14 protein-coding genes are annotated in these 13,459 nt (G+C 53.3%); 1 reads left to right on the top strand and 13 read right to left on the bottom strand.

Going from position 1 to position 13,459, the window contains the following annotated elements:
* Positions 1-12: 12 nt before the first annotated feature.
* Both tolQ and ybgC read right to left on the bottom strand, forming a co-directional pair.
* Complete coding sequence (gene tolQ / locus LMED105_RS11895) at positions 13-690, bottom strand: protein TolQ (protein ID WP_040513351.1); 678 nt, start codon at positions 688-690, stop codon at positions 13-15.
* A 43-nt stretch (positions 691-733) separates the two neighbouring features.
* Positions 734-1,138, bottom strand: coding sequence for a tol-pal system-associated acyl-CoA thioesterase (gene ybgC / locus LMED105_RS11890; RefSeq protein ID WP_008251581.1), 405 nt, complete (start codon positions 1,136-1,138; stop codon positions 734-736).
* Positions 1,139-1,274: 136 nt separating this feature from the next.
* On the opposite strand from ybgC, the gene LMED105_RS11885 reads away from it, so the two are divergent.
* Positions 1,275-2,801, top strand: coding sequence for a wax ester/triacylglycerol synthase family O-acyltransferase (locus LMED105_RS11885; RefSeq protein ID WP_008251579.1), 1,527 nt, complete (start codon positions 1,275-1,277; stop codon positions 2,799-2,801).
* 630 nt (positions 2,802-3,431) lie between these two features.
* Here LMED105_RS11885 and ruvB read toward each other — a convergent pair.
* The 11 genes from ruvB to glyS form a co-directional block, all read right to left on the bottom strand.
* On the bottom strand, positions 3,432-4,487 hold the full coding sequence (gene ruvB, locus LMED105_RS11880; protein ID WP_008251571.1) for a Holliday junction branch migration DNA helicase RuvB: 1,056 nt from the start codon (positions 4,485-4,487) through the stop codon (positions 3,432-3,434).
* Positions 4,488-4,502: 15 nt separating this feature from the next.
* A complete protein-coding gene (gene ruvA / locus LMED105_RS11875) occupies positions 4,503-5,093 on the bottom strand; it encodes a Holliday junction branch migration protein RuvA (protein ID WP_008251568.1) in 591 nt (196 codons plus the stop codon).
* A 62-nt stretch (positions 5,094-5,155) separates the two neighbouring features.
* Positions 5,156-5,704, bottom strand: a complete 549-nt coding sequence (gene ruvC / locus LMED105_RS11870) for a crossover junction endodeoxyribonuclease RuvC (RefSeq protein WP_008251567.1) — start codon at positions 5,702-5,704, stop codon at positions 5,156-5,158.
* A 27-nt stretch (positions 5,705-5,731) separates the two neighbouring features.
* The gene (purH, locus tag LMED105_RS11865) at positions 5,732-7,324 is read right to left on the bottom strand and encodes a bifunctional phosphoribosylaminoimidazolecarboxamide formyltransferase/IMP cyclohydrolase (RefSeq protein ID WP_008251566.1); all 1,593 of its coding nucleotides are present in this window, start codon (positions 7,322-7,324) and stop codon (positions 5,732-5,734) included.
* Positions 7,325-7,368: 44 nt separating this feature from the next.
* Positions 7,369-7,623: a Fis family transcriptional regulator gene (locus LMED105_RS11860; protein WP_008251565.1), complete on the bottom strand. Its 255-nt coding sequence runs from the start codon at positions 7,621-7,623 to the stop codon at positions 7,369-7,371.
* Entirely contained in the window at positions 7,620-8,669 is a 1,050-nt protein-coding gene (dusB, locus tag LMED105_RS11855) for a tRNA dihydrouridine synthase DusB (protein WP_083797186.1), read from the bottom strand. The genes LMED105_RS11860 and dusB overlap by 4 nt, the downstream gene beginning before the upstream one ends.
* A 175-nt stretch (positions 8,670-8,844) precedes the next feature.
* The gene (gene gloA / locus LMED105_RS11850) at positions 8,845-9,231 is read right to left on the bottom strand and encodes a lactoylglutathione lyase (protein ID WP_008251563.1); all 387 of its coding nucleotides are present in this window, start codon (positions 9,229-9,231) and stop codon (positions 8,845-8,847) included.
* Positions 9,228-9,983, bottom strand: a complete 756-nt coding sequence (locus LMED105_RS11845) for a M48 family metallopeptidase (RefSeq protein ID WP_008251560.1) — start codon at positions 9,981-9,983, stop codon at positions 9,228-9,230. Before LMED105_RS11845 ends, gloA begins: the two co-directional genes overlap by 4 nt.
* Positions 9,984-9,986: 3 nt before the next feature.
* Positions 9,987-10,754, bottom strand: a complete 768-nt coding sequence (locus LMED105_RS11840; protein WP_040513369.1) for a 1-acyl-sn-glycerol-3-phosphate acyltransferase — start codon at positions 10,752-10,754, stop codon at positions 9,987-9,989.
* A 27-nt stretch (positions 10,755-10,781) separates the two neighbouring features.
* Positions 10,782-11,345 carry a D-glycero-beta-D-manno-heptose 1,7-bisphosphate 7-phosphatase gene (gene gmhB, locus LMED105_RS11835; protein WP_008251555.1) on the bottom strand — a complete coding sequence of 188 codons (564 nt, stop codon included), beginning with the start codon at positions 11,343-11,345 and terminating at the stop codon, positions 10,782-10,784.
* Positions 11,346-11,372: 27 nt separating this feature from the next.
* Complete coding sequence (gene glyS / locus LMED105_RS11830) at positions 11,373-13,457, bottom strand: glycine--tRNA ligase subunit beta (protein WP_008251554.1); 2,085 nt, start codon at positions 13,455-13,457, stop codon at positions 11,373-11,375.
* Positions 13,458-13,459 lie beyond the last annotated feature (2 nt).

Here is a 13,459-nt window from a genome sequence, read left to right as displayed (position 1 = left end):
TGGGTGCAGAAATTAATGCTGACGTTGCAGAATGTTCAAAAATTCCTCAACGAAAGACTCAAACTGGGTAGACAAACGATCAATGTCGTTGGCATAACGGTTGTACGCCACGACTGCCGGAATGGCCGCAAACAGTCCAATTGCTGTGGCAATTAGTGCTTCGGCAATACCCGGTGCTACAGAAGCCAAGGTGGCTTGCTGTACGTTGGCCAGGCCCACGAACGCATGCATGATGCCCCACACCGTTCCGAACAGTCCGATGTAGGGGCTGACTGAACCAGCTGATGCGAGAAAGGGCAGGTTGCGTTCGAGGATTTCATTTTCGCGCTGGAAGGCTGCTTTCATGGCGCGACGTGCACCGTCAATGATCAGTGAGTAATCGGTCAGGCCTTTTTTATCACGGGCGCGCAAGAATTCGCTCATGCCCGCTTCAAAAATACGCTCCAGCGGACCAGCATCGTTGCGGCGCATACCTGCGCGTTGGAAGAGGGTGTTCAAGTCGCCGCCCGACCAGAATTCTTCTTCGAATTTGTCAGCCTGTTGCTTGGTGCGCTTCAATACAGCCCATTTCTTGAAAATGGTGGCCCATGAAATGAGGGAGATCATGACCAGAATCAACATGACCAACTGGACAACCAGGCTGGCCTCTGCGATCAGGGAGATGAACGACATGTCGGTAGAGATATCCATTAACAATCCGCGGTAAGGAAAATGATTCGTTTCTTGTAACGCACTAGGGCATCAATCGGTTGAGTTGCGCGTGCACTTCAGGGGGAATTGCGCTGGGCTTCAAGGTTTGCGTGTTAACACATCCCACCTTGGTTTGACCCTCGCAAAGGACCTCGCCATTGCGCGTTACGGTTTGCTTGAAGACTGCAGAAACTCGCTTAAGTTCAGTGAGTTCCGTCGATATTTCAAGAATATCCTCAAGTTTAGCAGAGCGCAGGTAGTTCAGCTCGGTTCGGCTGACAACGAACACCATTTGATGGTCCTCCATAAGCGATTTCATGCCGATACTTTGTTGCAGGAACCATTCGCTTCGTGCGCGTTCCATGAATTTGAGGTAATTGCCGTAATAAACAATGCCTCCAGCATCGGTGTCTTCAAAATAAACGCGCAGAGAGTATTTGAATGTCATGAAATGGCCCGTCTCTAGTATGCTTACAGTATTGTAAGCAGGAGTAGGGCGGTCCTCCGGGACTTTGGGATCCTGCCACTATTAAATTAATTAAATATTCATATTCAAATAACAATGAGAAGAGGAGACCGCTGACATGGCACGAAATATCCCTTTGCTGGATGCATCCTGGCTGTACGTCGAATCAAAAGAAGCTCCAATGCATGTGGGCAGCATGGCGATTTTTACGGTGCCCGAGGGGGAAACGTCTCAGCAGGCCATTGCCCGCATTGTTCAAATGCTTCGTAATTCGCTTGAATTTGCACCGCCCTTTAACTATCGCTTGTCCAGTCCCCGCTTGCTGACCTTGATGCCGAAGTGGATTGAGGCCGACAAAATTGACCTGGATTATCACTTCCGCCACAGTGCCTTGCCCGCCCCCGGCGGTGAACGCGAATTGGGTACCCTGATTTCGCGCTTGCATTCGCACCCTTTGGATTTCCGTAAGCCGCTTTGGGAAATGCACCTGATTGAAGGTCTGTACGGCAATCGTTTTGCCTTGTACACGAAAATGCATCACTCCCTCATGGATGGTGTGGGTGGCATGCGTTTGATGGAACGCATTTTTGGCAAGTCGGCCAAAGAAAGCATGAACCTGCCCGCCCCTTGGTCTGTCGGTACGATCAGCCGAAAGAAAAAGAACTCTGAGCCCCAGCATTTTGCAGACCAGGCGCGTGAAGCCTGGGAAGCGGCCAAGTTGAGCGGCCAGTCTCTGCCTGCCGCGGGTCGTGCACTGATGGACTTGATGCGTGAGGCTGTCAAGCCAACCGACCCAGCTTTGGCCACGCCTTTTTCCGGCCCCAAGTCGATTGTGAACAAACGCGTGGGTGGCGCGCGCCGACTGGCTACTCAAACTTATCCGCTGGAACGAGTTCGTGCCGTGGCCGAGGCAGCCAAGGTGAGTGTGAATGATATTTTTCTGGCGATTTGCTCAAGTTCGATTCGTCGTTATTTGCTGGAGCGCGATGCGTTGCCGTCAGAATCGTTGACAGCAGGCTTGCCGGTGTCTGTTCGCCCGGCTGATGATCTGGATGGTGGCAATGCGATCAGCTTTATCATCGCCAACCTGTACACAACCGAAGCCGATCCTCTGACGCGTTTGAAAGAAATTCGACGTTCGACGCAGTTGGCCAAAGCCAATTTGCAGGCCATGCCCAAAGAGGCGATCAACAACTACACCATCATGTTGATGGCGCCAATGATGTTGCAATTGGTGTCAGGCTTAGGTGGCTTGACGCGTCCAATTTTCAACACAGTGATATCGAACGTCCCTGGCCCATCACGTGATTTGTATTTCTCGGGTTGCCGCTTGGAGCAGTTCTACCCAATCTCCCTGATTCCGCATGGGCAGGCTTTGAATATCACGGTGGTGAGTTACTCAGGCCAGTTCAATGTGGCGTTTACAGGTGATCACGACGCCTTGCCTTCCATGCAGCGTTTGTCGGTTTACACCGGTGAGGCCCTTGAGGAACTTGAAGCGGCCTTGGGTGTGAAGTGGGCGAGCAAACCTGTTGTGAAACCTGTCACGGAGAAGCGCCCGGTAGCGGCGAAGAAGCCTGCTGTGCGAAAGCCAGCCACGGCCAAGGTGGGGGCGGGTAAGCCGGTGAAAGCGCCTGAGGATTGATTGCCCAGTCGGCGCGAGTTGAAGGCCCACATAGCGTTGGTCCCGCCCACTCAGCGCGAATCCCAATCGCTGATTAAGGCAAAGCCCAATCAGCGCAAATCCCAATCGCCAGCCGAAAACCTGTTGATCCCTTTTTGATATCACACTGACTCAATCCGCTCGACAAAACTGAAGGTCGATCGGATTGTCAGCCTTTGGCTGAACGTGGCGTGTGAATTCAAACGGGCAGGTTTTCTCGAAGGCATGGCGATCGGGACACCGCTGCTGATTGGGCTGCAACTCAGCCGGTGAGCAATCCCAGGCCGGTGAATGATCACGCACCCGCGCACTTTTCAAGAGATTTGGAGATTCGCTGGCGTTGCCTGCACAGCCAACTCGGCAGTGGGTTTGCCTGTTCCGCACATTCAAGAAAACCGCCCCGTTTGAACCAAGGCTTCAATGCTCGCCCAATGGCGACACCCAAGACCCGACCATCAGTTTTGTCGGGCTTGGGTGAATTGAATGCCTTGCTTCAAAAAGGGGTTAAGCGGTTTTCTGTGCGGAATCGGGCAACCCCGCGGAGTTGGCGATAAAGAAGGCAACCCCGTCGAGGTGGCTACAGCAACCGCGAAGGTAATCCCGCCGAAATTGCTATAGCAGGTCACCCTGATGCAAATTCGCGGCATGTGTGCCCGCCAAACTGGCCGGTGCGGTCAAGCCAAAATGTGCATAAGTGTTCAAGGTGGCAATACGCCCACGGGGTGTGCGTTGAATGTAGCCTTGTTGAATCAGGTAGGGCTCCAGCACATCTTCGATGGTGTCTTTTTCTTCGCCAATGGCCGCAGCCACGCTTTCCAGTCCAACCGGTCCGCCACCGAATTTGTGAATGATGGTTTCCAGCAATCGGCGGTCCATGGGGTCAAGGCCCACCTTGTCCACATCAAGCATGGTCAGTGCGGCATCGGCCACTTCAGCAGTAATGATGCCATCCGCTTTCACCTGTGCATAATCGCGAACACGGCGCAGCAAGCGGTTAGCAATGCGGGGCGTACCTCGAGAACGGCGTGCAATTTCGAGACAGCCTGAGGCTTCCGCGGGGGTGTCCAGCAAATTGGCTGAACGTGCCACAATCCGCGAGAGTTCCTCGGGTGTGTAAAACTCAAGCCGGGACACAATGCCAAACCGGTCGCGCAGCGGGTTGGTCAACATACCGGCGCGGGTGGTGGCCCCAACCAGCGTGAACGGTTGCAAATCAAGTTTCACGCTTCGAGCGGCTGGCCCTTCGCCAATCATGATGTCGATTTGATAGTCTTCAAGCGCGGGGTACAGAATTTCTTCAACCACGGGCGAAAGCCTGTGAATTTCATCGATGAACAGTACGTCGTTCGCTTCCAAGTTGGTCAGCAAGGCTGCCAAATCACCAGGGCGTTCAAGGACTGGGCCTGATGTTTGGCGCAGGTTCACACCCATTTCACGGGCCAGAATATGGGCCAGTGTGGTTTTGCCCAAGCCGGGAGGGCCGAACAAAAGCACATGGTCTAGTGCTTCGTTGCGTGCGCGTGCCGCGGCAATAAAAATATCGAGTTGATCGCGAATTTTTTGTTGCCCTACATACTCATCCAAATGCTTTGGGCGCAACGCACGTTCAAATGCTTCTTCAGCGGGCGTGGTTTTGGTTGGGCTGATGAGGCGATCGGGTTCAATCATCGTGAATTATCTCGCTTAGCCTTTCGACAAATTGCGCAGCGCCAGTTTCAGGCCATCGGTGACACTGGTGCCCTCAGGCAGACCTTTGCAGGCCAGCGCTGCTTCTTTGTCAGAATAACCCAAGGCGCACAGGGCCTGAACGATTTCACTTTGATTTCCAATCGGCAAGGGCATGCCTTCTGCAATATTGGCCGTGCCACCCAACGCCACAATTTGACCTTTCAGTTCAAGCAACAAGCGCTCAGCGGTTTTTTTACCTATGCCAGGAATTTTCACCAAGCGGGCTGTTTCCTGGCTTTGTACTGCCAGTAAAAAATCGTTGGTGGAAATGGACGACAAAATGGCCAAAGCTGTACGCGGCCCGATGCCTGACACTTTAATCAGGGTTTTGAACAGATTTTTTTCGGCAATGTTTTGAAAGCCGTACAAGGTGTGCGCGTCTTCGCGCACCACAAGGTGAGTCAGCAGGGTACAACTGCCGTTGATTTCAGGCAGATTGAACAGCGTGCTCATGGGCACCTGTAGTTCGTAGCCCACGCCTTGCACGTCGAGCAAAATCCACGGGGCGTTTTTTTCCAGCAAAGTCCCTTTCAGGCGACCAATCATTGCAGTTTCTCCACACTGTTCATAATCACAGTAAACTGAATTTGATTATACGCCAAGCGAATTCATTTCCAGCTGGTGCGGCCCTTTCGGGTGCGGGTTTTGAAAATACTGGTGGGCAAGTCTTTGGCGGCCAGTGCACCCAGCAGTTTGCTGCTTTGTGCATGGGTTAGTGCGGCTGCCAAGGCATCGGCCGCATCCGCCGACGGGTGGGCAGGCAGTTTCAGCAAACGCTTCACCATTTCCTGCACCTGTTCTTTGTTGGCTTTGCCGTGCCCCACAATCGCCTGTTTAATTTGAAGCGCAGTGTATTCAGTCACTGCCAAACCGCTGTGGGTGAGTGCGGTAAGTACCGCGCCGCGGGCTTGCCCCAGCAGCAGGGTAGATTGCGGGTTCACGTTCACAAACACTTTTTCAACCACGGCAACTTGGGGCTTGTACAGCTCAGCCAGTTCGCAAAGCCCAGTGAACAGGGTGTGTAAACGATCGGGCAGGGAGGCGTCGGAGTTGGAGCGGATCACGCCACTGGCCACATAAATTTGCTGGCTCTCGATGATGTCGACCACGCCGTAACCGGTGATGCGCAGGCCTGGGTCTATGCCAAGTATGCGCATCACGGCAGGGTAAGTGTGGTGTTGAAATTAATGGCGGAAATGGCGCACACCAGTCAGCACCATTACGATGTCACGCTCATTGGCCGCTGCGATCACTTCTTCATCGCGCATGGATCCACCGGGCTGAATGACGCAGCTTGCGCCTGCATCGACCACCACATCCAAACCATCGCGGAAAGGGAAGAATGCGTCGGACGCAACCGCGCTGTTGGCCAGTGTAAGCCCGGCGTTTTGTGCTTTGATTGAGGCAATGCGTGCGGAATCTACGCGGCTCATTTGGCCCGCGCCTACGCCCATGGTCATGCCGTCTTTGCAGAACACAATCGCGTTGCTTTTTACGAACTTGGCGCAGCGCCAGGCGAACATCAAATCAGCCCATTGCTGATCAGAAGGTTGGCGTTTGCTGACCACTTTAATTTCACCTTGCTGCACATTGCGCTCGTCGGGGCTTTGAACCAGCAGGCCACCACCCACGCGTTTGTAATCAAACTTGTGCATGCCCGCTTCCACGGGGATTTCCAGCAAGCGAACGTTTTGTTTGGCGAAGAATACTGCGCGTGCGGCTTCATCAAACGACGGTGCAATGACCACCTCTACAAACTGTTTCGCAACGGCCTGCGCAGTGGCTTCATCGACTGGTCGGTTGAATGCGATGATGCCGCCAAAGGCAGAAGTGGGGTCTGTCTTGAAAGCCTTGTGGTACGCATGCAAGGTGCCTTCGGCCACAGCCACGCCACACGGATTGGCGTGTTTGATAATGACACAGGCGGGGGCGTCGAATGTTTTGACGCATTCCCAGGCTGCATCGGAATCAGCAATGTTGTTGAAGCTCAATTCCTTGCCCTGCAACTGGCGGTAGTTGGCCAACAAGCCAACGGGTGCTTTCGCCTCACGGTAGAACGCCGCACTTTGGTGTGGGTTCTCGCCGTAGCGCATGTCTTGCACTTTGTGGAATTGCATGGAGAGTACTTCGGGGTACTCGATGCGCGCGGGTGTGTCTTCTAAAGCACCTTCAGTGCCTTCAAGGCTGGTCAGGAATGCGGCAATTGCACCATCATAGCGGGCAGTGTGGGCGTAAGCTTTGGCAGCCAGGCCACTGCGCGTTTTCAGTGTGGTCGCACCATCGTTGCTTTTGATTTCATCGATCACTTTGCCGTAATCGGCGGGGTCAACGATGATGGTGACTCCAGTGTAGTTTTTCGCAGAAGCACGCACCATGGCGGGGCCGCCAATGTCGATGTTTTCAATCGCATCTTCCAACAACACATTGTCGCCGGCAGTCGCTTTGTCGAAGGGGTACAGGTTCACAGCCACCAAATCGATTGCGCCAATGCCGTGTTCTTGCATGGCGTCGAGGTGGCTTTGTAAATCGCGACGCGCAAGAATGCCGCCGTGAATTTTCGGGTGCAGGGTTTTTACACGACCATCCATAATTTCAGGAAAGCCCGTGTGGCTACTGACTTCTTTCACGACAAGGCCTTTTTCAGCCAGCAGTTTGGCAGTGCCACCCGTGGACAATATTTCTACGCCACGATCGGCCAGCGCTTTGGCCAATTCAAGGATGCCGGTTTTGTCGGACACGCTCAGCAGCGCACGTTTGATGGTTGGATTTGATGTCATGGTTTCAGAGGCCGTTTTTTAGGCGGCCGGTAAAAAATTAAAAATCAGATGAGGCCGTGCTGCTGCAGTTTTTTGCGCAGTGTGTTGCGGTTGATGCCCAGCATTTGGCTTGCGATTGTTTGGTTCATGTTGGCTTTCTCCATGACCACTTCAAGCATGGGCCGCTCCACGGCAGACAACACCATGTCGTAAACCGACTTGGCACATTCACCTTCAAGATCATCAAAGAACTTGTCCAGGTTGCTGCGTATGCACTCTGAAATGGTGATGGGACTTAGATCACTGTCATTGGGTTTCATGCTGCCAATCTTCTTTTTGGTGTTGGTTGGAGTGAATCGTTTGCAGCGGCGAAGTACTGCTGACCGCTTGATAACCAGTTCAGAAAAAAGTCATCAACAATGCGCAATTGTTCGCTGGTGGTTTGTGCCAACATAAGTTGGTCAACCACGGTGTTGTTTTTTCCGGCTGGGCCGCAAAGATACCATTGCAAATGCTTTCGGGCAGTGAGCATGCCCGTTTTCTCTCCATAAAATTCATGGTGATCACGCAGGTGATGCATCATGACTTCATGGGCTTCTTCCAGAGTGGGTGGATTGATGTGTTCACCCGTTTTCAGGTAATGCAGTACTTCTCTAAAAATCCAGGGGTTGCCTTGTGCGGCCCGGCCAATCATCAGGCCATCTGCGCCGGTGTAATCCAGCACATGTTTTGCTTTCTCGGGGCTGGTGATGTCGCCGTTCGCGATCACTGGAATGCTGACCGCCTGCTTCACTGCCTTGATGGTGTCGTACTCTGCGTCGCCGGTGTAACCGCAGGCGCGAGTGCGGCCATGAAGGGTTAAAAGCGATACGCCAATCGATTCAGCCATTTGCGCAATGTGAATTGCATTCTTGTGTTCGGGTGACCAGCCTGTGCGGTATTTCAGGGTCAGTGGCACGCCGCGTTGTTCGCATTCCGCATGCACAGCTTTCAAAATTTGCTCGACCAGACTTTCGTTTTGCAGCAATGCAGAACCGGCCGCAACCGCACACACTTTTTTTGCGGGGCAGCCCATGTTGATGTCAATGATTTGTGCGCCGCGTTCAATGTTGTAGGCGGCTGCATGCGCCATCATTTCCGGGTCGGCCCCTGCAATTTGAACTGCGATGGGTTTGGTTTCACCGTAGTGGTTCAGCCTGCGTGTGCTTTTGTCAGTTTTCCACAAAGCAGGGTTACTCGCGGCCATTTCCGACACAGCATGCCCCGCGCCCAGTTTTTTGCACAACTGGCGGAAGGGGCGATCTGTCACGCCTGCCATTGGGGCAAGGAACAGATTATTTGGAAGTGTTAAATGGGCGATGCGCACGTTGCACAAAATTTAAGCAAATTTCGAGCAGCCCATTGTAACGGGCAGGGCGATTTTATTCGACCCTAAAACTGGAAAAAAATGGAAATTTTTTACTTGACTTCTGTTTGTCAAAGTGGTCCGCAAGGCCTTGCCTGCGCTCGCAGGCAGGGGACCTGTTTACGTACCGTGTGGCTTAGCTTGCAGTCTGAATCAATTCGATTTTGTAGCCATCGGGATCTGTTACAAATGCGATTATGGTGCTGCCGCCTTTCACTGGACCAGCGGGGCGAGTGACATTGCCACCGGCTGCCAAAATGCGATCGCATTGTGTATAAGCATCTTCTACTGCGATTGCAATGTGTCCGTATGCCGTGCCCAGATCGTAGCTGTCAACGCCGTGGTTGTAGGTCAGTTCAAGCACAGCGCCTTCCTGCTCACTGCCATATCCGACAAAGGCCAGTGAGTAACCTTGATCTGCACGCTCAGTGGTTCGAATCACTTTCATGCCCATGACCTTGGTGTAAAAATCGATGGACCGTTGAAGGTCGCCAACGCGCAGCATGGTGTGAAGAATTCTCATAGTACAGGTACCTCGGCAGGATTCATTTTTGACAGGGTTTTGTGCGGCTTTTGGTAATCGGGCATCAGGCTTTCAACCACGGCCCAAAAGCGCGCACTGTGATTCATTTCAACAAGGTGTGCCAACTCGTGTGCAATCACGTACTCAATCAGTTGCGGCGGGTAGTGAACCAAGCGCCAGTTCAGGCGAACCTCGCGCTGGCTGTTGCAGCTGCCCCAACGTGAACTTGGGCTACTCAAGTGAATCGAAAAGTTAGGCAAACGCTGCGCTGCGGGCTGTCGCTCAAGCAACTTGCTGGCCATGTGTGTAAACACTTCCTTGGCGTGGGCCTTCAATACTTTTTCAATGGCCTTGTTGCGTTGCGCAGAACTTTCACAGGCAGGCAAAGCAATGCTTTTTGTCCAAGGGTTCAACAGTGCCTTGCTTCGCGGTGGCAGGGTTTCCAGATGGTAGGCTTCGCCTCGAACTGGAATTGGTTTGCCTTCATCCAGAAGGCTGGACAGGGAAATGGTTTGTCGGCTGCGTGTTTCCCATTGTTTCAGGCGCTGCTCAATCCATGACGATTTGCCCGCAATAATCGAGTTCAGTTCGGTAATTGAAAGGCGCAAGGGTGCAGAAATTTGCAAACCTTGATCACCAATCAAAAACCCGACTGACCGGCGTTTACTGCGCTTTAGGATATAGCTGCACAGCCCCCACGGCAGTTCAATGCTGCGAACTTCAGTGGGGTGAGGTGCTGCCGTAAGTTGCATGGATTAGCTGTCGCCTTTGCCCACCAAAGGGGTTTCGGCGCTGGTGTAGCGGTGCGGGCTGATCTTGTGCATTTCACCCTCAATCCAGTCTTCAACCACTTTCATCAGGCTTTCTGCATCATGGCCCTCGGGGGATATGGGTGGACCAAAACGCAAGGTGACTGTTCCTGCTTTTTTGAAAAATCCCTTGCGTTTCCAGTATTCACCCGCATCGTGAGCCACGGGTACCACCGGTGTGCCGGTGGCAACCGCCAGCCTGGTGCCGCCAGTTTTGTAGCGGCGCTTGTAGCCCACAGGCACACGGGTACCCTCGGGGAAAAACATCATCCAGGCGCCTTCTTTCATGCGCTTGCCGGCCATGGTTTTTACCTGTTCGAATGCTTCAACACCATTTTTTCGGTCGATTGGGACCATGCGCAGCACCCACAACGCCCAGCCGAAGAATGGCACATATTGCAATTCTTTTTTGTACACCAGGCAGAGCTGGCGCGGTAACAGGTTTGCGGGAATACCAAATGTTTCCCAAGCTGACTGGTGCTTGGCCAGGATGATGGCGCCTGTGTTGGGCAGGTGCTCCATGCCTTCAATGTTGTACTGGATATTGCACAACAATCGCAACATTTTGATGTTCAGTGCATTCCACCAGCAGGCAAACACATACCTGTTGCGGATGGAAATGAAGGGGGAGACCAAGAGCAACAGCGTTGCGTGAATGGGTGTGTACACCACCACGTAGACAAAAAACAGGATAGAACCAATGAAGGATCTCACCACGGGCCTCCGAACGAGTTTTAGTTGTTATCGATTGTTTGCGAAAGGGTCGTCGGGTACCAAATGTTCGGCGACTGCAGTCAGATTGTCGAACACCAAAGTACCTTTGGGCAATTCGTCTTTGCTTTTTTCCAGTGTTTTTTTGCCTTTGCCGGTTTTAACCAGGAATGTGTTGCAACCCATGCTTGCACCTGCTTGCAGGTCCCTGAGTGAGTCGCCCACGCAGGGCACACCCTCAAGGTTAAAGCCGGTGCGTGCCTGAATTTCCTGGAACAGACCTGGTTTGGGTTTGCGACAATTGCATTTGTCGTCCGGCCCGTGGGGGCAAAAGAAAATCCCTTCAATGTGCCCGCCAGCAACGCCAGCCAGTTCATGCATTTTTTTGTGCATGGCTGAAAGCGTTTCAAGATCAAACATGCCACGCGAGATGCCACTTTGATTGGTGGCGACGACCACGCGAAATCCGCCACGGTTCAAGCGAGCAATCGCTTCCATGCTGCCGGGAATGGGAATCCATTCATCCACGGACTTGATGTACTCGTCCGAGTCTTCATTGATGACGCCATCCCGATCCAGCACGATAAGTTTCATGAACTGTCCTTGCTCTGTGTTCTGACTTTAAGCGGCCAATTGTGAAATATCGGCCACGCGGTTCATCAAGCCATGCATGTGTTTCAACAATGCCAAGCGATTATTCTTCAGCGCTTCGTTGTTGTCCATGACCATGACGTTTTCAAAGAAGGCGTCTACATTGGCTTTCAGTGGGGCCAATACCAACAGGGCCTGTTGATAATCACCCTGTTCGAACGCCCGGGTGGCATGTGGCTCCACTTCTTTGACTTGCGCAGCCAGCGCCTTTTCGGCGTCTACCTGTAACAGGCTGGCATCCACGTCAGAAGAACCCACTTCGGTCTTTTTCAGTATGTTGGTGATGCGCTTGTTGGCCGCTGCCAGGGCTTGCGATTCAGGCAATTGCGAGAATGCGCGCACGGCTTCAAGGCGTTTGGGCAGGTCGGCGAACTGGCTCGGGTTTTGACTGAGTACTGATTCAACTTCTGCGGTGGTGTAGCCTTGGTCTTTCAGATACCCGCGCAAGCGGTCTTGGATAAAGCCGGCAAGGCCCTCTACGCTTTGCTTGAAATCAGGGAATGCGGAGAACAGGCTGCTGGCCTTGTTCAATGCGTCGATCAAATCCAGCTTCAGGTTTTTCTCAATCACCATGCGGATCACACCCAGGGCATGGCGGCGCAAGGCAAACGGGTCTTTGTCGCCAGTGGGAATCAGCCCAATGCCATAAATACCTACCATGGTTTCAAGCTTGTCGGCCAATGCTGCCGCCAAGCCAACTGGGTTGCGTGGCAGTTGGTCACCGGCAAAACGGGGGCTGTAATGGTCTGCAATCGCCTGTGCCACATCCGCATGTTCGCCGTCGTGGTGCGCGTAGTGCTCGCCCATATTGCCTTGAAGCTCGGGGAATTCACCCACCATGTCAGTGAGCAGGTCAGCCTTGCAAAGCAGGGCAGCGCGTTTGGCCAGTTCAACATCGGCACCACAAAGGGGTGCCAAGGCGGCGGCGAGCTCAACCAAACGACCGTTGCGGTCCTTCTGGGTGCCCAGTTTGTTGTGGTACACCACATTGGCCAGGCCGGGCAGGCGGCTTTCCAGGGTTTTTTTACGATCTTGATCGAAAAAGAATTTGGCATCCGCCAAGCGCGCGCGCAACACGCGTTCATTGCCGGTTGTGATCAACTGCGGGGTCGATGTGAGCAGGTTTGAAACCAGTAAGAAGCGGTTTTTCATCTTGCCGTTTTGATCGGTGATCGCGAAATACTTCTGGTTGGCCTGCATGGTCAAAATCAGGCACTCTTGCGGCACTTCGAGAAATTCTTTTTCGAAGCCGGCTTCGTACACCACTGGCCATTCAACCAGCGCACACACTTCGTCGATCAAATCTTCGGGTTGTACCACCTTGTCTCCAGCCGCTTGTTCAGCCAGTGATTTCACAATGGCTGCCTTGCGTTTCGTGAAACTGGCGATGACTTTGCCTTCGGTTTCAAGTTGTGTCTCGTAGCTGTCGGCGCTGGCAATATTCAGCACACCCTGGCTCAGGAAGCGGTGGCCCAGTGTAATTCGGTCACTCTCCAGTCCCAATACCTGCGCGGGTACTACCTTGTCACCGTGCAGGCAAACCAGGCGGTGGGCGGGGCGCACAAAATGCACCGTGCTGCCATCTGGGCGCTGGTAACTCATCACCTTGGGAATGGGCAGTTTGGTGGTGGCAGTATCCAGGGCTTTGGTCAGCGAATCTTCAAGCGCCTTGCCTGCCTGGGTGCGCGAAATGTGCAGCACATCCTGTTTGCCATCGCTGATGGTTTCCAGTTGATCCACAGCAATGGCGCCCAGTCCCAGTGAATCCAGTTTTTTCTGCAAGGGCGGGGTGGGCTGTCCGTTGGCATCCAGGCCAATTTTTACAGGCAGCAGGCGTTCCTGAATTTTTTTCTCAGGGCTGACCGCAGCCACGTTGGTGATGCGGCATGCCAGTCGACGTGGGCTGGCAAAAGCTTCCACCGCGCTGTTGTCCGCGAGGTGGCCTTCATCGCGCAGTGTTTTGCTCAGCAGTTCGGCGAACGCGTTGCCCAGTGTTTGTAACGCTTTGGGTGGGAGCTCTTCGGTGAACAGCTCTACCAGTAATGTTGAATTCATGT

The sequence above is a fragment of the Limnobacter sp. MED105 genome, assembly GCF_000170915.1.
Classification (GTDB): Bacteria; Pseudomonadota; Gammaproteobacteria; order Burkholderiales; family Burkholderiaceae_B; genus Limnobacter.
The sequence above is the reverse complement of the archived record's forward strand: the minus strand, read 5'-3'. Positions and strand labels throughout refer to the sequence as shown.